Consider the following 26,130-nt stretch of genomic DNA (forward strand, 5'->3'; position numbering starts at 1 on the left):
AACTCGGGACGGGGCGTGAGCTGTCAAGCTCAGACCTGCATCGATTCCGAACCGCACACAAGGAGTTAGCGCCATGACCGCTCTCGCTCGAATGGGGATTGCCACCCGGCTCTACGCGCTGGTCGGCATGCTGGCCGCCATGCTGGCGGGCGTGCTCTGGTTTTCGACAGAACATCTGCACGACATCGCCGAGATGGCCGATGACACCAGCCGCCACCGTGTACCCCAGCTGCAGCGCGTCGCGGCGCTCGAGATCAATGTCACGCGCAGCTCGCTGCAGTTGCGCCATGCCATCCTGGCTCGCAATCCTCAGGAGCTGGCGGCCACACTGGCCGACATCGGCGAGCGCCGCAAGCTGATCGACACCTTGATCGCGGACTATCAGCGCACCATCACCACGAACGAGGAGAAGCTGCGCTTTGAAAAGGTGCCGGCTATGGTCCAGGCCTTCTGGCAGGTGGCCGGCGACAACCTCAAGTTGATTGAGCAAGACCAGAAGGCCGAGGCCTTTGCCTTCCTGGTCGACAAGACCATCCCGGTACGCAACGCGCTGCTGGCGACCTTGCTGGACAACGTCAAGCTCCAGGAAGGCAGCTTGAACAAAGGGGTCGAGCAGATCGAGCACGAAACCGTGTCGATCTCCAAAGTGCTGGCGGGGCTGGTGCTGACCGTGGTCGCCGTGCTGTGCGCCTTTGCCTGGTACATCGGCCGGCTGCTGCGTGCGCGGGTCAGCACGGCGCTGACCGCCGCCCAGCGCGTGCGCGATGGCGACATGGCGATCGCCATCACCGACACGGGCAATGACGAGGTCTCGCCCTTGCTGAGCACGATGAACGCGATGCAGCTGTCGCTGTCGGACATCGTGCGCCAGGTGCGCAGCAATGCGGAGAACGTTGCCCATGCCAGCGGCGAGATCGCGCAGGGCAACGAGGATCTGAGCCAGCGCACCGAGGAGCAGGCCAGCGCGCTGCAGCAGACGGCGGCCACGATGGACGAGCTCTCGTCCACCGTCAGCAACAACGCGCAGAACGCCAAGCAGGCCAAGCAGCTGGCCGCCAGCGCCTCGCAGATTGCCGCCAACGGTGGCCAGGTGATGAGCGAGGTGGTGCAGACCATGCGCGGCATCGACGCCGAGTCCAAGAAGATCGCCGACATCATCGGTGTGATCGACGGCATCGCCTTTCAAACCAATATCCTGGCGCTGAATGCCGCCGTCGAAGCGGCGCGCGCCGGTGAGCAGGGTCGCGGATTCGCGGTGGTGGCTGCCGAGGTGCGTTCGCTGGCCCAGCGCAGCGCCAATGCCGCCAAGGAGATCAAGACCCTGATCACGGCCAGCGTGCAACGGGTCGAGCAAGGCACGCAGCTGGTGGATCGGGCCGGCGGCACGATGGACGAGGTCGTGACGGCCATTCAGCGCGTTGCCGACGTGGTCAGCGAGATCAGTTCGGCCAGCGAGGAGCAGAGCCGCGGCGTCAATCAGATCGGCAACGCGGTCTCGCAGATGGATCAGGTCACACAGCAGAACGCCGCCCTGGTCGAGGAAGGCGCCTCGGCCGCAGAGAGCCTGAGGCTGCAGGCGCGCCAGCTGGTCGACGCGGTGGCGGTGTTCAAGATCGCCTGAGCCGGGCAGCAAGCCACGCCACGCTCAGATCGCCAGCGGATCCACATCCACCGCCCAGCGCAGCAATCCCTTGTGCTCGCGCTTGAGCGCCTGCAGCTCGGGCATCCACAGCCACAGCAGGCGCTGCAGCGCGCCGCGGGTCGGCGACTCGACCAGCATCTGCAGGCGCTCGATATTGGCCACCCGGGCCACGCTCATCGGCACCGGCGGGTAGATCAGCAGGCCGCTGGCTTCCGGCAGGGCCTGGGCCCATTGGGCGGCGGCGCTCAGGAAGTCCCGCGCGGCCTCCACCGTGCGGCCCTCGGCGCGCAAGAGCGCCAGGTGTGAATAAGGCGGCAGGCCGGCGCTCTCGCGCTCGGCCAGCTGGCTGCGGGCGAAGGCCTCGAAATCATGGCGCTCCAGCGCCTTGTACAGCGCATGCTGCGGATGCCAGGTCTGAACCCACATCTCGCTGCGCGCGGCCTGTTCGGCATCACGGCCGGCCCGGCCGGCGGCCTGCATCAGCAGCGCGAACAATCGCTCGGGCGCGCGGAAGTCGCTGCTGAACAAGGCGCCGTCCGGGTTGACCGCCGCCACCAGCGTGATGCGGCGGAAGTCATGGCCCTTGGTGATCATCTGGGTGCCGACCAGGATGTCGACCTCGCCGGCATGCACGGCGCCGAGCTGGGCTTCCAGCGCGCCCTTGTGCTTGGTCGAATCGGCATCGATGCGGGCGACGCGGGCGCCCGGCAGGGCCTCGGCCAGTTGCTCCTCCAGCCGCTCGGTGCCGCGACCCAGCGGCGCGATGTCCTGGTTGCCGCAGTCGGGGCAGGCATGGGGCACGCGCTCGGTGAAGCCGCAGTGGTGGCAGCGCAGCGTGCGGTCGCCCTTGTGGAACACGCGGTAGGCGCTGCAGTGCGGGCATTCGCTCTTCCAGCCGCATTCGGTGCAGTGCAGCACCGGCGCATAGCCGCGCCGGTTCAGGAACACCAGGCTCTGCTCGCCGCGCTCCAGCCGGCCGCGCAGCGCCGCGATCAGCGGCGCGGTCAGCGCGGTCATCACGCCCTTGTTGCGCGGCAGGCTGTTCATATCGAAGAGGCGCACCCGCGGCAGCGCGCCGCCGCCGATGCGCTCGGGCAGGGCCAGGCGCTGATATCGCCCACTGTTGGCGTGCTGCCAGCTCTCCAGCGAAGGGGTGGCCGAGCCGAGGATGACCGGCACCTTCTCGAGCCGGGCGCGGTAGACGGCCAGGTCACGCGCCGAATAGCGGGCGCCGTCCTGCTGCTTGTACGAGGGGTCGTGCTCCTCATCGACCGCAATCAGACCCAGGCGGGGCATCGAGGCGAACACCGCCAGCCGCGTGCCCAGCACCAGCTCGGCCCGGCCCAGATGGGCGGCCAGCCAGTTGCGCAGGCGCTGGGCCGGCGTCAGCGCGCTGTGCAACGAGACGATGACACGGCCGGCAAAGCGCTCGGCAAAACGTGCCTCCAGCTGCGGCGTCAGATTGATCTCGGGCACCAGCACCAGCACCTGGCGGCCGGCGGCGAGCGCATGCTCGGCGGCGCGCAGATAGACCTCGGTCTTGCCGCTGCCGGTGACGCCGTACAGCAGCACCGGCGGCGGCACCGTCTCGGCACCGGCCGCCATCAAGGCGTCGATCTTCTCCAGCACCTCGGCCTGGGCCGGGCTCAGCGGCGGCCTGGGCACGGCGGCCTCGGGGCTGGCGGCCTGGGCCGCGGTCCATTTGTCGAGCTTCTTCAGCCGCGCCTGCAGCTGCTGGCCGTCGAGCTCGCGCAGCTGCGGCGGCAGCACCGACAAGGCCACCTCGCCGGCGCTGCGCTGGTAATAGCTGGCGGCGAAATCCACCAGCGCGCACCAGCTGGGCAGCAGCGGCGGCAGGCCGTCAAGCACGGCGCTGATCGGTCGCAGCTGGGACTCATCCAGCTGCTCGGCGGCCGGGTCGGGGGTGCCGGGCCAGACCATGCCGGTCAGCTCGCGCCGCCCCAGCGGCACCTGCACCAGGGTGCCGGGCGTGAGCGCGCGCTCGCTCAGATAGTCCAGCGCCCCGGTGATGCCGCTGTGCTGGGGGGCATCGACCACCACGCGCACGCGCTGCTGCCGGGCCTCGCTCATTCCCGCCTCAAGATCGAATCGGGCTGAGGAACAGGCTCTAAATCCATGATTTCAATACGTTTTCCACGGAAGCATGTTTTCTGTGGATAACTTTGTGGGAAATTTATTAACAGCCCGGCCGCCGCCGCCGGAGGCCGCCCGGCTGCTCTGCAAAATGCATTCCCCCGCGAATCGGTGAAAGCCCAATGAATCAATGACTTAGAAGACTCTCGGGAAAACACTGAGCTGCGCCGCAGCATGGCGAATGCGAAGTTTTCGCGTTGCGAAAAATGGGGATAAGTCAAAAGCGGAGTGCTTGCTTACCCACCGTGCGGCTGCCGCAAAAGCCGCGAATAGGCATGCACCTCATCGACCAGAGCCGTCACCGCCTCGGGCGGGGTGTGCTGGCTGATACCGTGGCCCAGATTGAAGATATGGCCGCTGTCCGGGCCGGGTGCGCCGAAGCTGTCGAGCACCGCCCTGACCTGCTCGCGCACCGCATCGGGCGGGGCGAACAGCACGTTCGGATCGAGATTGCCCTGCAGCGCGACCTTGTGGCCGAGCTGGGCACGGGCACGGGCCAGATTGACCGTCCAGTCCAGGCCGACCACATCGGCGCCGGCATCGGCGATCTCGTCCAGCCACAGGCCGCCGCCCTTGGTGAACAGGATGCGCGGGATGCGCTGGCCTTCGTGTTCGGTCTTGAGCTGGGCCAGCACGCGCCTGGAGTAGTCCAGCGAGAAGCGCTGGAACATGCCGTCGGCCAGCACACCGCCCCAGGAGTCGAACAGCATCACGGCCTGGGCGCCGGCCTCGATCTGGGCGTTCAGATACTGGGCCACCGCATCGGCATTGACCTGCAGGATGCGGTGCATCAGATCCGGGCGCGCATACATCAGGCTCTTGACCTGGCGGTAGTCGTCCGAGCCGCCGCCCTCGACCATATAGCAGGCCAGGGTCCAGGGGCTGCCGGAGAAGCCGATCAGCGGCACGCGGCCGTTCAGCGCCTTTCGGATCGAGCTCACCGCATCGAAGACGTAGCGCAGCTTGTTCATGTCCGGCACTTCGAGCGCGGCCACGGCCGCCTCGTCGCGCACGACCTTCTCGAACTTCGGCCCCTCGCCGATCGCAAACGACAGGCCCAGGCCCATCGCATCGGGCACGGTCAGGATGTCGCTGAACAGGATGGCGGCGTCCAGCGGGTAGCGCTCCAGCGGCTGCAGGGTCACCTCGGTCGCATAGTCGCGGTTGGTGGCCAGGCCCATGAAGCTGCCGGCCTTGGCCCGCGTCGCACGGTACTCGGGCAGGTAGCGGCCGGCCTGGCGCATCAGCCAGACGGGGGTGTGCTCGGTGGGCTGGCGCAGGCAGGCGCGCAGAAAGCTGTCGTTTTGCAGGGGGGCGCTCATCGCGACATTATCCGCTGCGATACTGGCTTGATTCGCGCCCGGACATCACCATCTACCCGGCGGACCGTTCCACAAGGAGGTGTTTCATGAATTGGATCAAACGCAGCGGCCTCGCCGCCCTGGTCTTGGCATCGACGCTGGGCCTGTCGGGCTGCGGCTACAACGAGTTCCAACGCCTGGACGAGCAGGTCAAGGCCCAGTGGTCCGAGGTGCTGAGCCAGTACCAGCGCCGCGCCGACCTGATTCCGAACATCGTCAACACCGTCAAGGGCGAGGCCAATTTCGAGCAGGAGACGCTGACCAAGGTGGTCGAGGCGCGCGCCAAGGCCACCAGCATCCAGGTCACGCCCGAGCTGGCCAACAATCCCGAGGCGCTGAAGAAGTGGCAGGCCGCCCAGGGTGAGCTGTCCAGTGCCTTGTCGCGCCTGCTGGTCGTGACCGAGAACTATCCCAATCTGAAGGCCAACCAGGGCTTCCAGGATCTGCGTGTACAGCTCGAAGGCACCGAGAACCGCATCACGGTGGCGCGCAACCGCTATATCAAGTCGGTGGCCGACTACAACGTGCATGCCCGCAGCTTCCCGAACAACCTGACAGCGATGGTGTTCGGCTACGACACCAAGCCCAACTTCACGGTCGAGAACGAGGCCGCGATCCAGACCGCGCCGGCGGTGAGCTTCGACAAGCCCGCGTCCAAGTAGGCAGACATGCGCGGCCCGCTTGCCCTGATCCTGGGGCTGTTCCTGGCCCTGGGCCTGCCGGCCTGGGCCCAGCAGGAACAGCCGGTGCCGGTGCTCAGCGCGCGGGTGATCGACCGCACGGCCACGCTCAGCGAGCCCCAGCGCGCCGCGCTGGAGGCCAAGCTGGCGACCTTCGAGGCCGAGGCCGGGCCGCAGATCGTCGTGCTGATCACCGCGAGCACGCTGCCGGAGGACATTGCCGCCTATGCGCAGCGCGTGGCCGACAGCTGGAAGATCGGTCGGCGCGAGGTCGGCGACGGCGTGCTGATCCTGGTCGCCAAGGAGGATCGCAAGATCCGCATCGAGGTGGCCAAGGCGCTGGAGGGCGCGGTGCCCGATCTGGCGGCGCGGCAGATCATCCAGAACGCGATCACGCCGGCCTTCAGACAAGGCGACTATGCGGGCGGCCTGAACCAGGCCGTGGACCAGTTGCAGGCCCGCATCCGCGGCGAGAACCTGCCGGCGCCGCGCCAGGGCTCCGCTGGCGGCGTCGCCAGCGGCTTTGACTTCGAGGAACTGGCGGCGGTGTTCTTCATCGGCGTGCCGGTGCTGGGCGCGCTGCTGACCGGCATCTTCGGCCGCAAGCTCGGCAGCGTCGCCACCGGGGGCGCTGCCGGTGCGCTGGGCTGGTTCTTCAGCACCAGCATGATCGTCGCAGGCCTGGCCGGCGTCGCGGCCCTGGTGCTGGTCGGCGTGCTGGGCATCGGCGCGGCCCGACGCGGCGGGCGCAGCGGCGGCCTGGGCGGCGGCGGCCCCATCATCTGGGGCGGCGGCGGCGGCGGCGGTGGCGGCTGGGGCGGGGGTGACGGCGGCGGCTTCTCGTCCGGCGGCGGGGGCGATTTTGGAGGCGGTGGCGCCTCGGGAGACTGGTGATGCCGACGCTGACCAAGAACCGCCTGCTGCGGCTGCTGCAACACCGCTGGACCGATGAGTCCGATCTCAAGCGCGCCCTGCCCGGCGCGGCCGTGCCGCATCTGGAGCAGAGGGTGCGCGACAGCGAGACCCTGCACAGCGGCGAGATCTGCGTCTGCGTGGAGGCCGGGCTGCCGCTGTCCTATCTGTGGAAGGGCCTGCGCGCCCGCGACCGCGCCCTGACCCTGTTCGGCAAGCTGCGGGTCTGGGACACCGAGGCCAATAACGGCGTGCTGATCTATCTGCTGCTGGCCGACCACGCGATCGAGATCGTCGCCGACCGCGGGCTCAATGCCAGGGTGTCGGTGGACGAATGGGCCACGGTGATCGAGGGGCTGCGCGCCGACCTGCGCGCCGGCCGCTTCGAGCCGGGCCTGATCGCGGCGGTCGATGCGGTCGACCGGCTGCTGCGCCAGCACTATCCGCTGGCCCACGGCCAGAAGAACCCGAACGAGCTGCCGGACGCGGTGGTGCTGCTCTGAATGAGCGCTAGAGCAGGGTCAGGCTTTGCATGCCGGCCCAGCTCTCGCCTGGGGCCAGCGTGATCGGATGCTCGATCGCCGCCGCCTCGATGCACAACATCTGCCGCCAGCCCTCGGCCGGCATATCGGCCAGCGCCGCGCATTTCTCGGCGCCGGGGTTCCAGACCACCGCGTCCTCGAAGCCCTGCTGGCGGATCAGCAGCTCGCGCTTGTCGGCGCCGCGCTGCTCGACCAGGGTCAGGTCTTGCTTGACCTGGTGGTAGATGCGGTCGAGGTCCTGCGCGCCGGGGCTGCCCGGCAGCAGCAGGTCGACACGCTGGCTCTTCTCGACGTTCTCGACCGAGTCCCAGTAGTGCAGGCCCGACAGGCCCTGAACGCTGCTTTCATCCAGATCCTGAACGCGCAGATAGCTGTGCAGCGCGCCGGTGAAGCTGAAGGCCGTGTCGCCCCGGTTCTCGCAGGCGAGTTCGATCTCCAGGCTGCGACCGGCCACGCGCACGCTCAGTTCGGCCTCGAAGGCATGCGGCCAGAACATGCGCGAGGCCGCGTCGTCGGCCAGGCGCAAGACTGCCAGCGCGTCATCCTCGCCCTGCTCGGCCAAGACCAGCTGCCAGGGCTTGCTGCGCGCGAAACCATGCTTTTGCAGCGGGCCGCGCGCGGCGAACTGCGGAAAGCACACCGGCACGCCGCCGCGTATCGCCTGGCCGGTGGCGAAGACCGACTGCGGCGACAGGTAGAGCTGCTCGTCGGCACCGGCCGGCACCCAGGAGACGATATGGGCGCCGTGCAGCAGCAGCGTGGCGCGGGCGCCGTCGGGAGCGAGCAGTTCCAGGGCATCCATGCCTTGGTAGCGGGACAGGGCGATAGCGGTGGGCATAGGGTGGCAGTGTATGAAAAACGCCCGCCCGACTTGCGTCGGCGGGCGTTGCAAAGAGCGCGGGCTCCGGTCAGCGGCGGACAGAGCGGGCGTGCACGCTGTGCGTGCGTCGCCAGGTCCGTCCCGCAAGACTTTATTTCTTGCGGAACTTCCGCAGCGCAGCGATCTGGGCGGCCATCGCGGCGAACTCGCTTTGCGCGGCGGCAAAGTCGATATCGCTCTTGGCGTTCTTCATCGCTTCCTCGGCCAGCTTCTTGGCTTCAGAGGCCTTGGCTTCGTCCAGGTCCTTGCCGCGGATCGCGGTGTCGGCCAGCACGGTGACCGTGCCGGGCTGCACTTCCAGAATGCCGCCGGCCACGAAGACAAACTCTTCGCCGCCATCGGCTTTCTCGATGCGCACGGCACCCGGCTTGATGCGGGTGATCAGCGGCGTGTGCTGGGGCAGGATGCCCAGCTCACCACCTTCGCCCGGCAGCGCGACGAACTTGGCCTCGCCCGAGAAGATCAGCTCTTCGGCGGAAACCACATCTACGTGGATAGTTGCCATCTCAATCTTCCTTAGCGTTAAGAAACTTCAGCAGCGGATCAGCGGCGCACGGCCCCGTCGAGCCGCTTGCCGCTGGTGTCGCGATTACTGCAGCTTCTTCGCCTTCTCGAAGGCTTCGTCGATGGTGCCGACCATGTAGAAGGCCTGCTCGGGCAGGTGATCGCACTCGCCGGCCACGATCATCTTGAAGCCACGGATGGTTTCCTTCAGCGGCACGTACTTGCCGGGCGAGCCGGTGAACACTTCGGCCACATGGAAAGGCTGCGACAGGAAGCGCTGGATCTTGCGGGCGCGCGACACGGCCAGCTTGTCTTCCGGCGACAGTTCGTCCATGCCCAGAATGGCGATGATGTCGCGCAGTTCCTTGTAGCGCTGCAGCACTTGCTGGACGGCACGGGCCGTCGTGTAGTGCTCGTCGCCGACCACGTTCGGGTCCAGCTGACGCGAGGTCGAGTCCAGCGGGTCCACGGCGGGGTAGATACCCAGCGAGGCGATGTCACGCGACAGCACCACGGTGGAGTCCAAGTGGGCGAAGGTCGTGGCAGGCGAGGGGTCGGTCAAGTCATCCGCAGGGACGTAGACGGCCTGGATCGAGGTGATCGAGCCGACCTTGGTCGACGTGATCCGCTCTTGCAGACGGCCCATTTCCTCGGCCAGCGTCGGCTGGTAACCCACGGCGGAGGGCATACGACCCAGCAGCGCGGACACTTCGGTACCGGCCAGCGTGTAGCGGTAGATGTTGTCCACGAAGAACAGCACGTCGCGGCCTTCGTCACGGAAGGACTCGGCGATCGTCAGACCGGTCAGGGCCACGCGCAGACGGTTGCCCGGAGGCTCGTTCATCTGGCCATAGACCATGGCGACCTTGGAGTCTTCGAGCTTCTCGAGGTTCACGACGCCCGAATCGGCCATCTCGTGATAGAAGTCGTTGCCCTCGCGGGTACGCTCACCGACACCAGCGAACACCGACAGACCCGAGTGAGCCTTGGCGATGTTGTTGATCAGCTCCATCATGTTGACGGTCTTGCCGACGCCGGCGCCACCGAACAGACCCACCTTGCCGCCCTTGGCGAACGGGCAGATCAGGTCAATCACCTTGATGCCGGTTTCCAGCAGCTCTTGCGAGGGGCTCAGCTCGTCGTAGGCCGGAGCCTTGCGGTGGATCGGCATGACCAGGGTCTGGTCAACCGGGCCACGCTCGTCGATGGGCGCGCCGAGCACGTCCATGATGCGGCCCAGCGTTGCCTTGCCCACGGGAACCTTGATGTTCTCGCCGGTGTTGAAGACTTCGGTGCCGCGGCGCAGGCCGTCGGACGAGCCCAGAGCAATCGTGCGCACCACGCCGTCGCCCAGCTGCTGCTGGACTTCGAGGGTCAGCGACGAGCCTTGCATCTTCAGTGCGTCGTAGACCTTCGGCATCTGGTTGCGCGGGAACTCCACGTCCACCACGGCGCCGATGCACTGAACGATCTTGCCCACTTGTTGAGTGTTAGCCATTTTTTCGTTCCTTCAATTCCAAAACTATTAGCGTTCGATCGCGATCAGCCCACGGCGGCCGCGCCACTGACAATCTCGCTGAGCTCCTTGGTGATCGCGGCCTGGCGGGTCTTGTTGTAGACCAGCTTCAGCTCACCGATCAGGGTGCCTGCGTTGTCGGTGGCAGCCTTCATGGCCACCATGCGTGCCGATTGCTCGGACGCCATGTTTTCGGCCACTGCCTGATAGACCAGGGCCTCGGTATAGCGCAACAGCAACTCGTCGATCACGGTCGCGGCATCGGGCTCGTAGATGTAGTCCCATGCGTGCGAGCCGCCATCGGTCTTCATGCCCTCGGTCGTCAGCGGCAGCAGTTGCTGCACGACGGCCTCCTGCTTCATCGTGTTGATGAAGCGGGTGTAGCAGAGGTAGACGGCGCTGAGCTTGCCTTCGGCGTATGCGTCCAGCAGCACCTTGACCGGGCCGATCATCTTCTCGATGTGCGGCTGGTCGCCCAGCTGCGTGACCTGCGAGACCACCTTGGCGCCGATGCGGTTCATGAAGGACAGGCCCTTGTTGCCGATGGCAACGACCTCGGCCTTCTGGCCGGCTGTTTCCAGCTCCTTGAGCTTGGCCGTGGCCGCGCGCAAGAGGTTGGTATTGAGGCCACCGCAAAGACCCTTGTCGGTCGTGACCACGACGAAACCGGCCGTCTTGGCCTGTTCGTTCTTGACCAGGAAGGGGTGCTTGTACTCGGGGTTGGCCGTGGCCAGATTGGCGGCGATATTGCCGATCTTCTGGCTGTAGGGCCGGGCCGAACGCATCCGCTCCTGCGCCTTGCGCATCTTCGAAGCGGCCACCATTTCCATGGCCTTGGTGATCTTCTTGGTGTTCTCGACCGACTTGATCTTGCCGCGAATTTCCTTGCTTGATGCCATGATTTCTCCTGTTAGGTCCGGGCCGCTTTTTGCATCACAGCCCGGTCATGGTCATTAGGCGAAGGACTTCTTGAAGGAAGTGATCGCAGCGTTCAGTTCAGCTTCAGACGTGCCGGCCTTGTCGAAGGCCTGCTCGGCCTCGAGCTTGGCCAGCAACGCAGCGTGGCTGGTCTTCAGGAACTGGTGCAGGCCGTGCTCGAAGGCCAGCACCTGCTTGACCTCGATGCTGTCCATGAAGCCCTTGTTCACCGCGTACAGCGTGGCAGCCATCAGGCTGATCGGCTGGGGCGAATACTGGGCCTGCTTCAGCAGCTCGGTCACGCGGGCACCGCGGTCCAGCTGCTTGCGGGTGGACTCGTCCAGATCGGAAGCGAACTGCGCGAACGCGGCCAGCTCACGGTACTGCGCCAGGTCGGTACGGATACCGCCGGACAGGCCCTTGATCAGCTTGGTCTGGGCGGCACCACCGACGCGCGACACCGAGATACCGGCGTTGATGGCGGGGCGGATACCGGCGTTGAACAGGCTGGTTTCCAGGAAGATCTGGCCGTCGGTGATCGAGATCACATTGGTCGGCACGAAGGCAGACACGTCGCCGGCTTGCGTTTCGATGATGGGCAGCGCCGTCAGCGAGCCGGTCTTGCCCTTGACTTCACCCTTGGTGAAGGCTTCGACATAGTCGGCGTTGACGCGAGCGGCACGCTCCAGCAGACGGCTGTGCAGATAGAACACGTCGCCGGGGTAGGCTTCGCGGCCCGGCGGGCGGCGCAGCAGCAGCGAGACCTGGCGGTAAGCCACGGCCTGCTTGGACAGATCGTCATAAACGATCAGCGCGTCTTCGCCGCGGTCGCGGAAGTACTCGCCCATCGTGCAGCCCGAGTAGGCCGACACATACTGCATCGCGGCCGATTCGGAGGCCGAGGCGGCCACGACGATGGTGTAGTCCATCGCGCCGGCGGCTTCGAGGGAGCGCACCACGTTCTTGATCGACGAGGCCTTCTGGCCGATCGCGACGTAGACGCAGGTCACGCCCTGGCCCTTCTGGCTGATGATGGCGTCGATGGCCACGGCGGTCTTGCCGGTCTGGCGGTCGCCAATGATCAGCTCGCGCTGGCCACGGCCGACGGGCACCATCGCGTCGATGGACTTCAGACCGGTCTGCAGCGGCTGGTCGACCGACTTACGGGCGATCACGCCCGGAGCGACCTTCTCGATCACGTCGGTCATCTTGGCGTTGATCGGACCCTTGCCGTCGATCGGCTGGCCCAGCGCGTTGACGACACGGCCGATCAGCTCGGGGCCGACCGGCACTTCCAGGATGCGGCCCGTGCACTTGACGGTGTCGCCTTCGGAGATGTGCTCGTAGGCGCCCAGAATCACGGCGCCGACGGAGTCGCGCTCGAGGTTCAGGGCCAGGCCGAACGAGGGCTGGCCACTGGCGTCGGCCGGGAACTCCAGCATTTCGCCTTGCATCACGTCGGACAGACCATGGATGCGGCAGATGCCGTCGGACACGGACACCACGGTGCCCTGGTTACGGACGTCCGTCGATGCACCGAGACCCTCGATACGGGACTTGATGAGTTCGGAAATTTCAGCAGGATTCAGTTGCATTGCTTGCTCCCATCTGCTCGGCCCTGCCGTGCGCTGCGCTTGTGGCAGCCACACGGGCGGGCTAAGGGGGTGATTCGGTCTCGGTGTTCGTCGCGCTTGATCGGATCGATCAGGCGGTCAGGGCCACCTTCATGCGTTCCAGGCGGGCCTTGACCGAGGTGTCCAGCACCTCGTCGCCAACCACCACGCGGATACCGCCAATCAGCGAGGGCTCCAGCGATACATGGGCTTCGAGCTTGCGACCGAAGCGCTTCTCCAGCGTGGCCACCACATCGCTCAGCTGGGCTGGCTCAATGGGGTAGGCACTGAAGATCTGTGCATCAGCCACGCCGTCAGCCGCGTTGGCCAGGACATGGAACTGTCCGACCACCGCAGGCAGAGCCGCCAGGCGCGAGTTCTCGATCACCGCGCGCAGAAAGTTCTGCAGCTCCGGGGCCAGGTCTTGCTTGGCCGCAGCGGCAACAACCGCGTAGACCTGCTCGGACGTGACCTTGGGGTTGTCGGCGAACTGGCGCAGATCGGCATCCTGTGCGACCAGGGACAGCGCATCGAGCGCCGCAGCCCAGGTTTTCACATCGTGCTTCTTGGCGACCTGGTAGAGCGCTTCAGCGTAAGGGCGTGCAATGGTTGCGAGCTCAGCCATGATTACAGCTCCGTCTTCAGACGGCCCAGCAATTCGGCATGCACCGAGGCGTTGACCTCGCGCTGCAGAATTTGCTCGGCACCCTTGACGGCCAGCGCAGCGACCTGCTCGCGCAGGGCCTCGCGGGCACGGGTGGCTTGCTGGTCGGCTTCGGACTTGGCGGCGGCCACGATCTTGGCGCCCTCGTCCTCGGCACGCTTCTTGGCTTCGTCCACGATGGCAGCGGCACGCTTTTCGGCGTCGGCCAGCAGCTTGGTGGTTTCGTTGCGCGTTTGTGCGAGCTGCTCGTCGACCTTCTTGTTGGCGGTTGCCAACTCGGCCTTGGCCTTGTCCGCAGCGGCCAGGCCGTCACGGATCTTCTCTGCACGTTCATCCAGCGCCTTGGTGATAGGCGGCCAGACGAAACGCATCGTGAACCACACCAGGATCGCGAAGACGATCGCCTGGATAAATAGGGTTGCGTTGATATTCACGGCACGATCCTTTCAAGTCGTGAAAGGTTCGGGAGTTATCAGGCCAGCACGAAGGGGTTGGCGAACGCGAACAGCAGAGCGATAGCCACGCCGATCAGGAAAGCAGCGTCGATCAGACCGGCCAAGATGAACATCTTGGTTTGCAGTTCGTTCATCAGCTCAGGCTGGCGAGCCGAGGACTCCAGGAACTTGCCACCCATCAGCGCGATGCCGATGGAAGCGCCGATAGCGCCCAGACCAACGATGATGCCGCAAGCCAGTGCCACGAGGCCGAGGATGTTTTCCATTATTTGCTCCTAGAGAGATGAAAGAAAGAAAGGGAGAGAAAAGAGAAACTCGTGATCAGTGCGCGTCGTGCGCCTGACCGATGTAGATCAGCGTCAGCATCATGAAGATGAAGGCCTGCAGCGTGATCACAAGAATGTGGAACAAGGTCCACACCGTACCGGCAATGACATGGCCAATGGCCAGGCCGATGCCCGTAGCCGACAGCGTGAACGCACCACCCATCAGTGCGATCAGCATGAAGACCAGTTCGCCGGCAAACATATTGCCGAACAACCGCATGCCGTGCGAGACCGTCTTGGCGACGAACTCGATGACCTGCATCAGGAAGTTGAAGGGCCACAGCGCCCAGTGCGCGCCGAACGGTGCCGAGATCAGCTCATGACCCCAGCCGCCCAGGCCCTTGATCTTGATGTTGTAGAAGAAGCACATCAGCAGCACGCTGCTCGACAGGCCCAGCGTGGTGGACAGATCGGCGGTCGGCACGACGCGCATGTAGTCCTTGAAGCCCAGGGCCGGACCGGCGCTGTGCCAGATCGCCGGGATCAGGTCGACCGGCAGCATGTCCATCGCATTCATCAGGAAGATCCAGACGAACACGGTCAGCGCCAGCGGCGAGACCAGTTTGCGGCTCTTGGCGTTGTGGATCACGCCCTTGGCCTGGTTCTCGACCATCTCGGACAGGATCTCGACGGCAGCCTGGAAGCGGCCCGGCACGCCCGAGGTGGCCTTGCGCGCGGCGCGCCACAGCACGAAGCAGCCGATCACGCCCAGCAGCAGCGAGAACGCCACCGAGTCCAGATTGAAGACGCTGAAGTCGACGATGCTGGTCTGCTTGACGCTCTCGAACGAGAAATTCTTCTGCAGATGTTGCAGGTGGTGAGTGATGTACTCACCAGCGCTGGGCCCATGTCCTTCGGCTGCCATATCAGTTTCCGTCGCTAATTTTCTTGAATCGGCCCCGCGCGAGCAGGACCAGCCAATTAACCTTGAGGCACACAATCATGGTCAGCAGCAGTGCCGGCCAACTCAGATTGCCTACCATCTTGACCACCGCCACCAAAATGGCAATGACCAGAAAGATCTTGATCAACTCCCAGATCATCAGCGAGACCAGGGCGGCTCCCGCATGATTCACCGGTCGTCGGGTCGTGCCCCATGCCATCAAGGCATTCGGCAGCACCACCGCGATCGCGCCCAACAGCGCCGACCACGCCTTGCCGGCCTCGAACGTGAACGCCCCCCACAGCAGGACGCACAACAATCCCGCCAGCGCCTGGGCCGCCACGATCTGCCAGGGCGACAGCAGAGGACTCCGTGCCTTCAAGGCCTGCGCTTGTTCTCGCGTCAGGGGCTTGAAAGCCGCGTCATCGTCCGCATCTCCTCCCTCATCACCCCAGCGGCTGTCCTGCCCCTCATCAGCGCTGGGCACGGCTTTCGGTCGTGCGCGCAGAGGGTTTGGATTCACGGCAACTCGGGGCTGGTCGGCAAAACCCAAAGATTATATGTGGAAACCCGCACATCGCCGCCAAGGCGGGTGGCGGGGTCTCCCTACAAGTCGGTCAGGCGTACTTGCCGACGGTCATGACTTCTGGCAGGGCGCAGCCTCAGAGCCGTGCGGCATCCGCCATCAGCGCCGGCAAGCCCGGCACCTCGACCCGCACTTTCAGCACGCGACCGGCCCAGGGCTGGGCCGCCAGCTCCTCGGCCGGCCGCTTCTCGCAGGCCGTCGTGATGTAGAGCGTGCGCAGATCGGCATCACCAAAAGCGGGCATGGTTGGGCAGCGCACCGGCAGGCGCAGCTCCCGCAGCACCTGGCCCTCGGGCGAGAGCCGCAGCAGGCGCTGGCCCTCGAACATCGCCACCCAGTAGCAACCCTCGACATCGACCGCCGCACCATCGGGCCGGCCACCATACCCATCCAGTGACGCGCCGGCAGCACGCGGCGCAAAGCCGGCGAACAGGCGCTTGTTGCTGACCGCGCCGCTGGCCGCATCGAAATCCAGCTGATAGATCTCATGCGCCTTGGTGTCCGACCAGTAGAGCCGGCGCTGATCCGGGCTCCAGGCCAGGCCGTTGGAGGTGACGATGCCGCCCGCCATCTGCTCGAACGCACCGCCGGCAAAGCGGAACAGCGCCGAGTCAGGGGCGCGCGCATCGTCTATCGTGCCGACCCAGAAGCGCCCCTGCGCGTCGGGCTTGCCGTCGTTGAAGCGCTGACGCGCCGCGTCATAGGGTGCGGGAGCGATCTGCGCCTGCGCGCCGGTTTCGGTGTCGAGCCGCCACAAGCCGTCGCGCCGGGCTACCAGCAGGCCGCCGCCCGCCAGCAGCGCGATGCAGCCGGGCTCGCTGTCCAGTTGCCAGGACTTGAGCGCGCCGCTGGCGGGGTCCAGGCGCAAGACCTGGCGCTCGGCGATGTCCACGTAGTAGAGGGCTTGCTCCTGCGCGTGCCAGAGCGGCGATTCGCCCAGCGTGGCCCGGTGCGGGCCGGCCAATTCGATCAGTTCATCGGTCATGCCGCGATGCTAAGGCGGTAATGCCCTGTAACTCAGCCCAGCTCGACTTTCAGATAGTGCGCGCCCGGCACCGGATTGAAATAAAACGGCGGCACCTCGACAAAACCCAGGCTTTCATAAAGCCCGCGCGCCGCCTCCATATCGTCCAGCGTGTCCAGCAACATGGACGAGTAGCCGGCCTCGGTGGCGCGGTCGATCAAGGCCTGGGCCAGCGTGCGGCCCAGGCCGAAACGGCGAAACGCCGGCCGCACATAGAGCCGCTTCATCTCGCAGGCATTCGGATAGTCGGAGTCGGGCAGATTGCGGAAGGCCCCGCAGCCGGCCAGCGCGCCATCGACCAGGGCCAGCAGCATCAGGCCGCCCGGCCGCTCGTACTGCCCCGGCAGCTGCTGCAACTCGGCCTCGAAGTTCTGGAAGCTGAGGTCGACCGCCAGGCTCTGGCTGTACTCGCGCAGGATCTCGCGGACGGCCTGCCAGCCTTCGGCGCCGTCGGGAGCTATCAGGGTGATGTCGGGACTGCTCATGAACGCGTCAAAGTGTACCCAGGCTCACCAGCCAGGCCACAGCCGCCGCGCTCGCCGCCAACAGCAGCAGGGCCAGCCAGCGGGTGGCGGCGCTGTCGCGCGAGGCCGGCACCTCCGGCGGCAGCGCCTTGTCACCGCTGATCATCGGCCCGACCAGACGGCGCTTCTTGACGACGCGGTAGAACACGATGGCCAGCACATGCAGCGCGACCAAGGCATAGATCAGCCATTGCCCCCAGCTCTTGTGATGCCCGGTCCAGGCCAGGCTGGTGTCCATCGAGACGAAGCGCACCAGCGGCCCGGTGATCGCGATCTCGTCATCGGCGATCAGACCCGAGCCCACCTGCACCACGAGCCAGCCCAGCATCGCCAGCACCGCCAAGGCGCCCAGCGGGCTGTGCCCGACCTCGAACCAGTCGCCGGGCTGCGGACGGCCACGCAGATAGCGCAGCCAGGCGGCCGGGCTGTAGACGAAGCGGGCAAAGCGCGACCAACGCCCGCCCACCAGGCCCCACAGCAGGCGAAACAGCAGCAGGGTCAGCACCGCATAGCCCAGCCGCATATGCCAGACCATCGCATTGCCGCCGATCTTGGCGCTGAGCACCGAGCCCAGCACGCACAGCGCCAGCACCCAGTGGAACAGCCGCGTCGGTAAATCCCATACCCGCACCAGGCTCGTCGCCCCGCTTGTCGAAGCCTCAGCCATTGTTGTCACTCCGCCTTTGCATGGTGGCAAAGATAACGCAAGAACTGGCCCCGGCCCAGCGCTGCAAACAAGGCCAAGCCTTCGTACACTGTACGAGCCCGTGGCGAGCCGCCACTCGCGCCTGATCAACCCGTCTGCAAGGAATCCCCAGCATGATGAAGCACACCCTGATCACCTTGGCCGCCCTGGCCGGTCTGGCCAGCGCCCTGCCCGCCGCCGCGCAGTTCCAGAAGCCCGAGGATGCCGTCAAGTACCGCAAGGCCGCCTTCACCGTGATGGCCACCCACTTCGGCCGCATCGGCGCGATGGCCCAGGGCCGCGTGCCCTTCGATGCGGCGGCCGCAGCGGCGAACGCCGACATCGTCGTCGCGATGTCCAAGCTGCCCTATGCCGGCTTTGTCGAAGGCACGGCGGGCACCGAGAAGGGCCAGCCCAATACCAAGGTGTGGACCGAGCGGGCCAAGTTCGACGAGGGCGCGAAGAAGATGCAGGACGAGGTCATCAAGCTGGCGGCGGCCGCCAAGGCCAACAACCTCGACCAGTTGAAGGCCGCCTTCGGCAGCGCCGCCGGCAGTTGCAAGTCCTGCCACGACAACTTCCGCAACGACTGAGCGGCTGAGCCCTGTTCAGGGCAGACCGTTGCGGCCATGGGCCATGAAGCCCGGCCGCTCGCTCAGGCGCTCGTAATAGGCCTGGACGGCCGGCAGTGCCGGCTTGTCCATCGCCGTCATCATCCAGCGCTGCACCGACAGGCCCAGCACCACATCGGCCAGCGTGAACTCGGCGCCGCAGACATAGGCGCCGCTGCCCGCCAGCCGCTCGTCCAGCATCCCCATATGCCGGTTCCAGCCGGCCACGCCGGCCTGCAGCAGGCCCGCGTCCTGATGCGCAGGGCTGCGCCGCACCAGGCTCATGAAGGCATAGCGCCAGGCGTTGTTCAGCTCGCCGGCCTGCCAATCCATCCATTGCTCGACCAGCGCCCGCGCGCGCGGCGCGGCCGGCAACAGGTCGACGCGCTGCTCGCGGCCGGCCAGGTAGCGACAGATGCTGTTGCTCTCCCAGAGCACGAAGTCGCCGTCCAGCAGCACCGGCACCATCGCATTCGGATTGAGCCGGCGCAGCGCCGGCGCCGCCATATCAGGCTCCTCGCGCTCGGGGTCCAGGCCCAGTTCGGCACAGGTCCACAAGACCTTGCGCACATTGATAGAGGCAGCACGTCCCAATAGCTTCATGTCGAAAACCCCAGCACGACCCTGCGGGTCTTGGCACTCTTCTTCTCAATCTTCGTCACGACGACCGCGCCGATCTCGGCGGTGTTTGACACATGCGTGCCGCCGCAGGGCTGCAGATCTATGCCCTCGATGCTCAGCAGCCGCACCCGACCCGAACCGCGCGGTGGCTGCACGCTCATGCTGCGCACCAGGCCCGGATTGGCGTCCAGCTCCTCGTCGCTGATCCAGCGCTGGCTGACCGCATGGGCGCCGGCCACCAGCCGCGCGATGCCGGCCGTCAACTCGTCCTTGTCCAGCGCCTCGGTCATATGGAAGTCCAGCCGCGCATAGCCGGCCGTGATCGAGCAGCCATCGACCGGATGCGGCACCAGCGCGCACAGCAGATGCGTGGCGGTATGAAAGCGCATATGGGCATGGCGGCGCGACCAGTCGATGCGGGCCCGCACGATGGCGCCCGGGCTCAGGTCATCGAGCGGCTGATCGCCGGCGGGCAGGTGCAGGATCTCGCCCCCCTCCCCCTTGCGGGTGTCGGCGATCACGATCAGCCGGCCATCGGGCAGCTCGAACACGCCGGCATCGCCGGCCTGGCCGCCGCCCATCGGATAGAACACCGTGCGGTCCAGCAGCAGGCCGCGCTCGTCGGCGCGCAGCAGGCGCGCCGTGCATTCGCGCAGCGTCGCGTCCTCGCGAAACAGATCCAGCGTGGCGGCCGGCGTCATCCGACCAAGCCCAGCTCGACCTCGCCCTGCGGCGTCTGCAGCCTGGCCTTCAGACCATCGCGCGAGTCGAAGCCCAGCAGCTGCACACCGCTGGCCGGCAAGGTATCGGTCGGATGGGCCTCGCCCCACTGGATCAGCGTCGGCAGCGCCTCGCGCCGCAGCCGGCGCCCGTCCTCGCGCAGCGCGATCTGCCAGCTCAGTGCGCCGCGCGAGGCCGCCACCGGCTCGCCGGCATCGACACCCTCGCCACGCCAGTAGGCCAGCGCCGCCTCCAGATTCGGCACCCGCGCCACCCAGTGGATCAGGCCCGGCCCTTGCCTCAGGGCCGCCTGCAGGCCCGGCTGATCCAGATCGAACCAGCGCGCGCGGCCCGGGGCCGGCGCCTCGGGGTCGATCGCGATGATCTCCAGATAGCTGCGCGGGTGATTCAGGCCACTGATGTTCAGCAGGCGGTTGTGCGTGCCCATCAGCGCATGCTTGCCGCCGGGCGCGGGCGTGACGCCCAGCACCCGCTCGCACCAGGCCACGCCGGCCTCCAGCGTGCCAGCCCCCACCACCAGATGATCGAGTTCCATGCTGCTCAAAGCCTCACTTGCCCATGGATCAGCGGCGTCACATCGCCACCTATCCAGGTGTGCTCACCGTCGCGCGCCACATGCACCTTGCCGGCCCGCCCCAGCGCCGCGCCCTGCGAGGCAATATAGCGCTCGGGTGCAAGACCTGCCCCCTGCAGCCACAAGGCCAGGCCGGCATTGAGGCTGCCGGTGACCGGATCCTCGGGCACACCGAGGTCGGGCACGAAGGCGCGCACCTCGAAGGCCTCGGCCGCCCCGGCAGGATAGGCGCCGACCACGCCCAGCTTGAGCCCCTGCATCGCGACGAAATCCGGCCGCAGCGCCAGCACCGCCGCCGCATGCTTGAGCCGCGCCGCCATCCAGCCCGGGCCGTTGTCGACCCAGACCACATCGAGCAGCTCGGCCTCGGTAAGCCGCAGCGAACGCGCCACCTGGGCCCGCAGCGCTGGCTCCTCGACCGGCCCGCTGCGCCGCAGCGGCGGCGCGGCAAAGGCCAGCCGTGCGCCCTCGCGCTTGAGCCTCACCAGGCCGATCGCGCACTGCTGCACCAGCTCGCCGGGCTTCCTCGGGTCGCCGCCGGAAGCCAGCCAGGCATGGGCCGAACCCAGGGTCGGATGACCGGCAAAAGGCAGTTCGCCGCCGGGTGTGAAGATGCGCAGGCGGTAATCCGCCGCCGGGTCGGTGGGCGGCAGCAGGAAGGTGGTCTCGGACAGATTGGTCCAGCGTGCGAACGCGGCCATCTGTGCCTCGTCCAGGCCCTCGCCGTCGATCACGACGGCCAGCGCATTGCCCCGCAGGGGCTCGGCCGTGAACACATCGACCTGGGCAAACCTTCTGAGCTGGCTCATGGCGTCGTCTCGGCCGTCTCGACCAGGGCCTCGCGCAAGACCCGGCCCAGGATGGCCACGCCCTCGGTGATCAGGTCCGGCGTCAGCGTCACGAAGGACAGGCGCAGGCTGCGCGGGTCGGGCTTGTGGGCATAGAAGGCCGCGCCGGGCACATAGGCGATGCCGGCCTCGACGGCCAGCGGCAGCAAGGCCATCGCATCAAAGCCCTCGGGCAGGCGGATCCAGAAGAACATACCGCCGGCCGGGCTCTGCCATTCGCAGCCGGCGGGCAGATGCTCTTGCAGTGCCGCGGCCATCGCATCGCGATTGGCCTTGTAGCGGGCGCGGATCTTGGGCACATGCTGGTCGAGGAAGCCGTTCTTGATGACCTCGTGGACCACGCGCTGGTTGAAGCCCGGCGTGTGCAGATCGGCCGCCTGCTTGGCCTGCAAGAGCTTGGGGTAGAGCTCGTCGGGTGCGACGATGTAGCCCAGACGGAAGCCCGGCGTCAGCACCTTGGAGAAGGAGCCCAGATAAATCGAACCCTCGGGCCACAGCGAGCTCAGCGAGGCCGGCGGCGGCTCGTCGAACCACAGATCGCCATAGGGGTTGTCCTCGACGATGGGCACGCGCGCGGCCTGGGCGGCGGCCACCACGGCCTCGCGGCGGGCCAGGCTCATCACCCGGCCGGTCGGGTTCTGGTAGTTGGGCAGCAGATAGGAGAAGCGCGTGCCCGGCGCGTCGTGGGGCAGCTGGCGAATAGCCTCGGGGCGCACGCCCTGCTCGTCGCTGGCCAGGCTGGTGAAGATCGGCTCATAGGGCGTGAAGGCCTGCAGCGCGCCCAGATAGGTGGGCGTCTCGACGGCCACCGGCGCGCCGGCATCGCAGAGGATCTTGCCGACCAGATCCAGGCCCTGCTGCGAACCGCTGGTGATCAGCACCTGGTCGGGTCGCGCGTTCAGGCCCAAGCTGCCGACCTTGGCCGCCACCCATTCGCGCAGCGGCGCAAAGCCCTCGCTGGAGGCATATTGCAGCGCCTCCTTGGCGTTCTTGCTCAGCACCTGGTCACAGGCGGCCTTCAGCGCGTCGACCGGAAAGGTGTCGGCCGAGGGCAGGCCGCCGGCCATCGACAGGATGCCGGGCTTCTCGGTGACCTTCAGGATCTCGCGGATGATCGACGGGTTCATGCGCGCGGCACGGCGCGCTTGGGTCCAGGGGCTGCTCATGGTTTCAGGTCTCCAACAGGTTTATTCGATTGTGGCGCAGCCAATATCCAGTCCAGTGCGGCCTGCGCATGGAGCGATGTGCTGTCAAAAAGGGGCACGGGGGTGGACGCCGTGGCCGGGTCCAGCAGGAGGCAGACCTCGGTGCAGCCCAGTATCACCGCCTGCGCGCCGGCAGCGGCCAACGCAGCGACCTGCTGCTCATAGAAGCGGCGCGAGTCGGCGACGATGCGGCCCCGGCACAGCTCCTCATAGATGATGCGGTGGACCTCGGCACGGCCCGGCGCATCGGGCGTCAGCAACTCGATGCCGTGGCGCGCCATGCGGCTGCGGTAGAAATCCTGCTCCATCGTGTAGGCGGTCGCCAGCAGGCCGGCACGCTCGATGCCGGCGGCGCGCAGCGCGGTGGCCGTGCCGTCGACGATGTGGATCAGCGGCAGGCCACTCAAGGCCTCGATCTCGTCGGCCACCTTGTGCATGGTGTTGGTCGCGATCAGCAGGCCTTCGGCGCCGGCCGCCTTCAGCCCGGCGCCGGCACGGCCCAGCAGGGCGGCCGCAGCGGCCCAGTCAGCGCTGCGCTGCAGCGCCTCGATCTCGGCAAAGTCGACGCTGTGCAAGATCAGCCGAGCGCTGTGCAGACCGCCCAGCCTGGCGGCCATGCCCTGGTTCAAGAGCTTGTAGAGATGGGCGCTGGACTCCCAGCTCATGCCACCCAGGATTCCCAGCGTTCTCATGGGCGCGTCTCCACCGGCATTTTCTTGCCCAGCCACACCATCGCGATCACCGCGAGCGCGAACACCAGGGTCATCGCATCGAGCCGCTCGCCCAGCACCGGCACGGCCAGCAGCATCGACAAAAAGGGCTGGATCACCTGCACCTGGCTGACCCGCACCGTGCCGCCTATCGCCAGCGCCCGGTACCAGGCGAAGAAGCCCAACCACATCGAGAACAGCGAGACATACAGAAAACCACCCCAGGCCGACCAGGCCACCGGCTGGGCCGGCCAGGTCAGCGCCGCCACCGGCAGCGTGATCGGCAGGCTCAGCACCAGCACCCAGCAGATCACCTGCTGCGGCGGCATCTGCGCGCTCAGCCGCGCGCCGCCCACGTAGCCGGCCGAGGCGCTCAGCACCGCGCCCAGCAGCAGGCCATCGGCCCACTGGAAGCCGGCCGCGCCGCGCCACCAGGCAAACGCGATCACCAGGCCCAGACCGGCCAGCGCGCAGGCCCAGAAACCCAGCGACGGCCGCTGGCGCAGCACCAGGGCGGCCATCGCGGCGGTGGCCAGCGGCAGCACGCCCGAGATCACCGAGGCATGGACCGCATCGACATGGCGCACCGCATAACCCAGCAGCAGCGGCCAGCCGAACACCACACCGGCCGCGGTCCAGGCCAGCGGCGCCCATTGCTCGCGCCGGGGCCGGGATGCGCCGCTCAGCCACAGATAGGCGGCCGACAGCAGGCCGGCCAGCGCCGCCCGGCCCAGCGCGACGAACACCGGATCGAGCTGCGGCGCCGCCGCCGTGCCGCCGGCCAGCCGCGTCATCGGGATGCTCAGCGCGAAGATGAACACGCCCAGGGCCCCCAGCAACAACCCGCGACTGGCGTCGTCGAGACGGGCGGGCGGCGGGCTGGCGAGGGCTGTCATGCGTTCCAGTCTAGTCTCGACAACCAATACAGAACCAGTACACTTTGCCAGACATCACAAACGACTGTATTGGCATGGATACCAGCACAAGCAGTAGCGGCAACAACGCGGCCATCCTGTCACGCGCCTCCAGCGTGCCGCTGGCCGAACAGCTGGCACAGCGCTTTTCCGAGCGCATCGCCCAGCGCCTGCTGCTGCCGGGCTCGCGCCTGCCCTCGGTGCGCGAATGCGCACGCCACCATGGCGTCAGCCCCTACACCGTGGTCGCCGCCTACGACCAGCTGCTGGCCCAGGGCCTGCTGGAGGCGCGCAAGCAGCGCGGCTTCTTTGTCCGGGAGTCCGGTGGGCGGGCTGGGCGCACAGCCGCGCCCGAGCCGCGCCCCGTGCGCCTGCCGAGCCAGGCGCCGTTTGATGCCACCGCCTTGATACGCGGCATGTTCCAGGCCGATGCGCGCAGCGCGCCGGGCCTGGGCACCCTGCCGGCCGAGTGGCTGGACCTGCCGATGCTGCAGAGCGCGATGCGCAAGGTGCTGGCCCAGAGCGAGGGGCCAGACCAGCTGGCCCTGCAGTACGGAGAGCCCGGCGGCGATGCGCGGCTGCGCACGGCGCTGGCCCAGCGGCTGGCCGATCTGGGCATCGCGGCCCAGCCGGCGCAGATCATGTCGACGGTGGGCGCCACCCATGGGCTGGACCTGATCACCCGCAGCCTGCTGAACCCCGGCGACGCGGTGCTGGTCGACGACCCCGGCTGGGCCATCGAATACGCCCGGCTGAGCCAGGCCGGCATGCGGCTGCTGCCGGTGCCGCGAGGTGCCGACGGGCCGGATCTGGCCATCATGCAGCGCCTGATCGAGCAGCACCGGCCGCGCATGTATGTCACCGTCTCGGTGCTGCACAACCCGACCGGCCACACGCTGTCCTTGGCCGCCGCCCACCAGATCCTGAAGCTGGCCGAGGCCGGTGACTTGCTGATCGTCGAGGACGATACCTATGCCTGGCTGGCGCCCAACCATGCGCCGCGGCTGTCGGCGCTGGACGGTCTGCGGCGCACGCTCTATGTCTCCGGCTTCTCGAAGATCCTGACCCCGGCCTGGCGGGTCGGCTATCTGGCGGCCAGCCCGGAGCGCATTGCCAAGCTGACCGAGCTGAAGCTGCTGTCGACCCTGACCACCAGCCCGCTGCTGGACCGCGCCGTCGCGATCTGCCTGGAACAGGGCCAGCTGCGCCGCCATGCCGAGCGTGTGCTGACCCGGCTCGACGCCGCGCGCAGCCGTTCGGTGCGGCTGGCGCTGGAGGCCGGCTGCCGCTTCGTCACGCCGCCGCAAGGCCTGTTCGGCTGGGTCGATGTCGGCGTCGACACCGAGCGGCTGGCCCAGCGCCTGCTCGACGAAGGCTGGCTGATCGCGCCGGGCCTGCTGTTCAGCGCGACCCGCCGCGCCGGCACGCTGATGCGCATCAACTTCGCAACCGCGCAGGACGCCAAGTTCTGGGCCCGGCTGCGGCTGCTGCGCAGCGAGTGGCTGGGCAAGGCCTGACCCTATGGCCGGGCCGCCAGGCCGACCCGGCTCTCAATCAGGGATCGCCAGCGGCCCGGCGCGCCGCACGGCGTCCAGCACGATCTGCGTCTTGAAGCTGCGTACATTGGCGTCGTGCAGCAGGCAGGCCGCGCAGAAGGCTTCGTAGGCGGGCAGATCGGCCACGACGATGACCAGCACATAGTCGGCCTCACCGGTCACGCCATAGCATTGCTGCACCTCGGGCCGCGCCAGCAGGCGCTGGCAGAAGGCGCCGGCGGCCAGCGCCGACTCGTCCACCAGATCCACATGCACCAGGGCCGTCAGGTGCAGGCCCAGCGCGCGCGGATCCAGCCGCGCCACCTCGGCCAGGATCACGCCCTGCTCGCGCAAGCGCTTGAGACGGCGTTGCACCGCCGCCGCAGACAGCCCGACCCGGGCACCGAGCCATTCTCCCGAGCGGGTGGTGTCTTCTTGGTAGAGCGCGACGATGCGTTTGTCCAGGGCGTCCAGGGTCATCATGCAAAAACGGCCGAAAAGA

At 67.3% G+C, this 26,130-nt stretch carries 29 protein-coding genes; 6 read left to right on the plus strand and 23 right to left on the minus strand.

Translation table 11 applies throughout. The features are described from left to right. Positions 1-73: 73 nt before the first annotated feature. Positions 74-1,621, plus strand: a complete 1,548-nt coding sequence (locus ABGI63_RS00685; protein WP_349740554.1) for a methyl-accepting chemotaxis protein — start codon at positions 74-76, stop codon at positions 1,619-1,621. A gap of 24 nt (positions 1,622-1,645) precedes the next feature. Here ABGI63_RS00685 and ABGI63_RS00690 read toward each other — a convergent pair whose 3' ends face one another. Then, positions 1,646-3,733: a primosomal protein N' gene (locus ABGI63_RS00690; RefSeq protein ID WP_349740555.1), complete on the minus strand. Its 2,088-nt coding sequence runs from the start codon at positions 3,731-3,733 to the stop codon at positions 1,646-1,648. Between the two features lie 299 nt (positions 3,734-4,032). Next, entirely contained in the window at positions 4,033-5,118 is a 1,086-nt protein-coding gene (gene hemE, locus ABGI63_RS00695; protein WP_349740556.1) for a uroporphyrinogen decarboxylase, read from the minus strand. 86 nt (positions 5,119-5,204) lie between these two features. On the opposite strand from hemE, the gene ABGI63_RS00700 reads away from it, so the two are divergent. From ABGI63_RS00700 to ABGI63_RS00710, 3 genes are read left to right on the plus strand one after another with little or no spacing between them, the layout of a single operon-like run. After that, positions 5,205-5,819, plus strand: a complete 615-nt coding sequence (locus tag ABGI63_RS00700; RefSeq protein WP_171018242.1) for a LemA family protein — start codon at positions 5,205-5,207, stop codon at positions 5,817-5,819. Between the two features lie 6 nt (positions 5,820-5,825). Continuing rightward, positions 5,826-6,731, plus strand: coding sequence for a TPM domain-containing protein (locus tag ABGI63_RS00705; protein ID WP_349740557.1), 906 nt, complete (start codon positions 5,826-5,828; stop codon positions 6,729-6,731). Then, positions 6,731-7,252 carry a TPM domain-containing protein gene (locus ABGI63_RS00710; protein ID WP_349740558.1) on the plus strand — a complete coding sequence of 174 codons (522 nt, stop codon included), beginning with the start codon at positions 6,731-6,733 and terminating at the stop codon, positions 7,250-7,252. Before ABGI63_RS00705 ends, ABGI63_RS00710 begins: the two co-directional genes overlap by 1 nt. A 7-nt stretch (positions 7,253-7,259) precedes the next feature. Here ABGI63_RS00710 and ABGI63_RS00715 read toward each other — a convergent pair whose 3' ends face one another. The 13 genes from ABGI63_RS00715 to ABGI63_RS00775 all read right to left on the minus strand — a co-directional run bounded on the left by ABGI63_RS00715 (position 7,260) and on the right by ABGI63_RS00775 (position 17,851). Further along, complete coding sequence (locus tag ABGI63_RS00715; RefSeq protein WP_349740559.1) at positions 7,260-8,129, minus strand: D-hexose-6-phosphate mutarotase; 870 nt, start codon at positions 8,127-8,129, stop codon at positions 7,260-7,262. A 133-nt stretch (positions 8,130-8,262) separates the two neighbouring features. Beyond that, the gene (locus ABGI63_RS00720) at positions 8,263-8,676 is read right to left on the minus strand and encodes a F0F1 ATP synthase subunit epsilon (RefSeq protein ID WP_262971724.1); all 414 of its coding nucleotides are present in this window, start codon (positions 8,674-8,676) and stop codon (positions 8,263-8,265) included. Between the two features lie 84 nt (positions 8,677-8,760). Next, entirely contained in the window at positions 8,761-10,173 is a 1,413-nt protein-coding gene (gene atpD / locus ABGI63_RS00725) for a F0F1 ATP synthase subunit beta (protein WP_266003478.1), read from the minus strand. Positions 10,174-10,217: 44 nt separating this feature from the next. Continuing rightward, positions 10,218-11,090 (minus strand): F0F1 ATP synthase subunit gamma, encoded by an 873-nt coding sequence (gene atpG / locus ABGI63_RS00730; protein ID WP_266003477.1) that lies wholly within the window; start codon positions 11,088-11,090, stop codon positions 10,218-10,220. Positions 11,091-11,144: 54 nt separating this feature from the next. Then, complete coding sequence (gene atpA, locus ABGI63_RS00735; RefSeq protein ID WP_349740560.1) at positions 11,145-12,704, minus strand: F0F1 ATP synthase subunit alpha; 1,560 nt, start codon at positions 12,702-12,704, stop codon at positions 11,145-11,147. 109 nt (positions 12,705-12,813) lie between these two features. Further along, positions 12,814-13,347, minus strand: a complete 534-nt coding sequence (locus tag ABGI63_RS00740) for a F0F1 ATP synthase subunit delta (RefSeq protein ID WP_349740561.1) — start codon at positions 13,345-13,347, stop codon at positions 12,814-12,816. Between the two features lie 2 nt (positions 13,348-13,349). Then, positions 13,350-13,820, minus strand: coding sequence for a F0F1 ATP synthase subunit B (locus ABGI63_RS00745; protein ID WP_137942795.1), 471 nt, complete (start codon positions 13,818-13,820; stop codon positions 13,350-13,352). Between the two features lie 38 nt (positions 13,821-13,858). After that, positions 13,859-14,107, minus strand: a complete 249-nt coding sequence (gene atpE / locus ABGI63_RS00750) for a F0F1 ATP synthase subunit C (RefSeq protein ID WP_137942794.1) — start codon at positions 14,105-14,107, stop codon at positions 13,859-13,861. A gap of 55 nt (positions 14,108-14,162) precedes the next feature. Further along, positions 14,163-15,032: a F0F1 ATP synthase subunit A gene (gene atpB / locus ABGI63_RS00755; protein WP_137942793.1), complete on the minus strand. Its 870-nt coding sequence runs from the start codon at positions 15,030-15,032 to the stop codon at positions 14,163-14,165. 1 nt (position 15,033) lies between these two features. Beyond that, a complete protein-coding gene (locus ABGI63_RS00760; protein WP_349740562.1) occupies positions 15,034-15,573 on the minus strand; it encodes an ATP synthase subunit I in 540 nt (179 codons plus the stop codon). Between the two features lie 139 nt (positions 15,574-15,712). After that, positions 15,713-16,621, minus strand: coding sequence for an SMP-30/gluconolactonase/LRE family protein (locus tag ABGI63_RS00765; protein ID WP_349740563.1), 909 nt, complete (start codon positions 16,619-16,621; stop codon positions 15,713-15,715). A gap of 32 nt (positions 16,622-16,653) precedes the next feature. After that, positions 16,654-17,145 (minus strand): GNAT family N-acetyltransferase, encoded by a 492-nt coding sequence (locus tag ABGI63_RS00770; RefSeq protein WP_349740564.1) that lies wholly within the window; start codon positions 17,143-17,145, stop codon positions 16,654-16,656. A 7-nt stretch (positions 17,146-17,152) separates the two neighbouring features. Beyond that, on the minus strand, positions 17,153-17,851 hold the full coding sequence (locus ABGI63_RS00775; protein ID WP_349740565.1) for a cytochrome b/b6 domain-containing protein: 699 nt from the start codon (positions 17,849-17,851) through the stop codon (positions 17,153-17,155). A 152-nt stretch (positions 17,852-18,003) separates the two neighbouring features. Here ABGI63_RS00775 and ABGI63_RS00780 point away from each other — a divergent pair, with 152 nt between their 5' ends. Further along, the gene (locus ABGI63_RS00780) at positions 18,004-18,462 is read left to right on the plus strand and encodes a c-type cytochrome (protein ID WP_432767364.1); all 459 of its coding nucleotides are present in this window, start codon (positions 18,004-18,006) and stop codon (positions 18,460-18,462) included. A gap of 15 nt (positions 18,463-18,477) precedes the next feature. On the opposite strand, the gene ABGI63_RS00785 is transcribed toward ABGI63_RS00780, so the two are convergent. The 7 genes from ABGI63_RS00785 to ABGI63_RS00815 are packed head-to-tail and all read right to left on the minus strand — an operon-like array spanning position 18,478 to position 24,075. After that, positions 18,478-19,083: a glutathione S-transferase family protein gene (locus ABGI63_RS00785; RefSeq protein WP_349740566.1), complete on the minus strand. Its 606-nt coding sequence runs from the start codon at positions 19,081-19,083 to the stop codon at positions 18,478-18,480. After that, positions 19,080-19,802, minus strand: coding sequence for an alanyl-tRNA editing protein (locus tag ABGI63_RS00790; protein ID WP_349740567.1), 723 nt, complete (start codon positions 19,800-19,802; stop codon positions 19,080-19,082). Before ABGI63_RS00790 ends, ABGI63_RS00785 begins: the two co-directional genes overlap by 4 nt. Then, on the minus strand, positions 19,799-20,377 hold the full coding sequence (locus ABGI63_RS00795) for a VOC family protein (protein ID WP_349740568.1): 579 nt from the start codon (positions 20,375-20,377) through the stop codon (positions 19,799-19,801). The genes ABGI63_RS00790 and ABGI63_RS00795 overlap by 4 nt, the downstream gene beginning before the upstream one ends. Before the next feature lie 5 nt (positions 20,378-20,382). Further along, positions 20,383-21,225 (minus strand): PhzF family phenazine biosynthesis protein, encoded by an 843-nt coding sequence (locus tag ABGI63_RS00800; RefSeq protein ID WP_349740569.1) that lies wholly within the window; start codon positions 21,223-21,225, stop codon positions 20,383-20,385. After that, entirely contained in the window at positions 21,222-22,430 is a 1,209-nt protein-coding gene (locus tag ABGI63_RS00805) for an aminotransferase-like domain-containing protein (RefSeq protein ID WP_349740570.1), read from the minus strand. Before ABGI63_RS00805 ends, ABGI63_RS00800 begins: the two co-directional genes overlap by 4 nt. Beyond that, complete coding sequence (locus ABGI63_RS00810) at positions 22,427-23,161, minus strand: aspartate/glutamate racemase family protein (RefSeq protein WP_349740571.1); 735 nt, start codon at positions 23,159-23,161, stop codon at positions 22,427-22,429. The genes ABGI63_RS00805 and ABGI63_RS00810 overlap by 4 nt, the downstream gene beginning before the upstream one ends. Continuing rightward, positions 23,158-24,075, minus strand: coding sequence for a DMT family transporter (locus ABGI63_RS00815; protein WP_349740572.1), 918 nt, complete (start codon positions 24,073-24,075; stop codon positions 23,158-23,160). The genes ABGI63_RS00810 and ABGI63_RS00815 overlap by 4 nt, the downstream gene beginning before the upstream one ends. Before the next feature lie 74 nt (positions 24,076-24,149). Here ABGI63_RS00815 and ABGI63_RS00820 point away from each other — a divergent pair, with 74 nt between their 5' ends. Next, complete coding sequence (locus tag ABGI63_RS00820; RefSeq protein ID WP_349740573.1) at positions 24,150-25,610, plus strand: aminotransferase-like domain-containing protein; 1,461 nt, start codon at positions 24,150-24,152, stop codon at positions 25,608-25,610. A 33-nt stretch (positions 25,611-25,643) separates the two neighbouring features. On the opposite strand, the gene ABGI63_RS00825 is transcribed toward ABGI63_RS00820, so the two are convergent. Further along, positions 25,644-26,111: an Lrp/AsnC family transcriptional regulator gene (locus ABGI63_RS00825; protein WP_349740574.1), complete on the minus strand. Its 468-nt coding sequence runs from the start codon at positions 26,109-26,111 to the stop codon at positions 25,644-25,646. Positions 26,112-26,130: the final 19 nt, after the last annotated feature.

The organism is Roseateles cavernae (assembly GCF_040187885.1).
Lineage (GTDB): Bacteria > Pseudomonadota > Gammaproteobacteria > Burkholderiales > Burkholderiaceae_C > Roseateles_E > Roseateles_E cavernae.

Excerpts from the sequence above, each read along its gene's own strand:
- ABGI63_RS00795 (WP_349740568.1), bottom strand. The coding sequence starts at position 20,377 with ATGGAACTCGATCATCTGGTGGTGGGGGCTGGCACGCTGGAGGCCGGC.
- ABGI63_RS00780 (WP_432767364.1), top strand. The coding sequence starts at position 18,004 with ATGATGAAGCACACCCTGATCACCTTGGCCGCCCTGGCCGGTCTGGCC.
- atpE (WP_137942794.1), bottom strand. The coding sequence starts at position 14,107 with ATGGAAAACATCCTCGGCCTCGTGGCACTGGCTTGCGGCATCATCGTT.
- ABGI63_RS00790 (WP_349740567.1), bottom strand. The coding sequence starts at position 19,802 with ATGACGCCGGCCGCCACGCTGGATCTGTTTCGCGAGGACGCGACGCTG.
- ABGI63_RS00685 (WP_349740554.1), top strand. The coding sequence starts at position 74 with ATGACCGCTCTCGCTCGAATGGGGATTGCCACCCGGCTCTACGCGCTG.
- ABGI63_RS00775 (WP_349740565.1), bottom strand. The coding sequence starts at position 17,851 with ATGGCTGAGGCTTCGACAAGCGGGGCGACGAGCCTGGTGCGGGTATGG.
- ABGI63_RS00785 (WP_349740566.1), bottom strand. The coding sequence starts at position 19,083 with ATGAAGCTATTGGGACGTGCTGCCTCTATCAATGTGCGCAAGGTCTTG.
- hemE (WP_349740556.1), bottom strand. The coding sequence starts at position 5,118 with ATGAGCGCCCCCCTGCAAAACGACAGCTTTCTGCGCGCCTGCCTGCGC.
- ABGI63_RS00715 (WP_349740559.1), bottom strand. The coding sequence starts at position 8,129 with ATGCCCACCGCTATCGCCCTGTCCCGCTACCAAGGCATGGATGCCCTG.
- ABGI63_RS00710 (WP_349740558.1), top strand. The coding sequence starts at position 6,731 with ATGCCGACGCTGACCAAGAACCGCCTGCTGCGGCTGCTGCAACACCGC.
- ABGI63_RS00770 (WP_349740564.1), bottom strand. The coding sequence starts at position 17,145 with ATGAGCAGTCCCGACATCACCCTGATAGCTCCCGACGGCGCCGAAGGC.
- atpA (WP_349740560.1), bottom strand. The coding sequence starts at position 12,704 with ATGCAACTGAATCCTGCTGAAATTTCCGAACTCATCAAGTCCCGTATC.
- ABGI63_RS00705 (WP_349740557.1), top strand. The coding sequence starts at position 5,826 with ATGCGCGGCCCGCTTGCCCTGATCCTGGGGCTGTTCCTGGCCCTGGGC.
- ABGI63_RS00800 (WP_349740569.1), bottom strand. The coding sequence starts at position 21,225 with ATGAGCCAGCTCAGAAGGTTTGCCCAGGTCGATGTGTTCACGGCCGAG.
- atpD (WP_266003478.1), bottom strand. The coding sequence starts at position 10,173 with ATGGCTAACACTCAACAAGTGGGCAAGATCGTTCAGTGCATCGGCGCC.
- ABGI63_RS00820 (WP_349740573.1), top strand. The coding sequence starts at position 24,150 with ATGGATACCAGCACAAGCAGTAGCGGCAACAACGCGGCCATCCTGTCA.
- ABGI63_RS00805 (WP_349740570.1), bottom strand. The coding sequence starts at position 22,430 with ATGAGCAGCCCCTGGACCCAAGCGCGCCGTGCCGCGCGCATGAACCCG.
- ABGI63_RS00700 (WP_171018242.1), top strand. The coding sequence starts at position 5,205 with ATGAATTGGATCAAACGCAGCGGCCTCGCCGCCCTGGTCTTGGCATCG.
- ABGI63_RS00740 (WP_349740561.1), bottom strand. The coding sequence starts at position 13,347 with ATGGCTGAGCTCGCAACCATTGCACGCCCTTACGCTGAAGCGCTCTAC.
- ABGI63_RS00825 (WP_349740574.1), bottom strand. The coding sequence starts at position 26,111 with ATGATGACCCTGGACGCCCTGGACAAACGCATCGTCGCGCTCTACCAA.
- ABGI63_RS00810 (WP_349740571.1), bottom strand. The coding sequence starts at position 23,161 with ATGAGAACGCTGGGAATCCTGGGTGGCATGAGCTGGGAGTCCAGCGCC.
- ABGI63_RS00815 (WP_349740572.1), bottom strand. The coding sequence starts at position 24,075 with ATGACAGCCCTCGCCAGCCCGCCGCCCGCCCGTCTCGACGACGCCAGT.
- atpG (WP_266003477.1), bottom strand. The coding sequence starts at position 11,090 with ATGGCATCAAGCAAGGAAATTCGCGGCAAGATCAAGTCGGTCGAGAAC.
- ABGI63_RS00765 (WP_349740563.1), bottom strand. The coding sequence starts at position 16,621 with ATGACCGATGAACTGATCGAATTGGCCGGCCCGCACCGGGCCACGCTG.
- ABGI63_RS00690 (WP_349740555.1), bottom strand. The coding sequence starts at position 3,733 with ATGAGCGAGGCCCGGCAGCAGCGCGTGCGCGTGGTGGTCGATGCCCCC.
- atpB (WP_137942793.1), bottom strand. The coding sequence starts at position 15,032 with ATGGCAGCCGAAGGACATGGGCCCAGCGCTGGTGAGTACATCACTCAC.
- ABGI63_RS00720 (WP_262971724.1), bottom strand. The coding sequence starts at position 8,676 with ATGGCAACTATCCACGTAGATGTGGTTTCCGCCGAAGAGCTGATCTTC.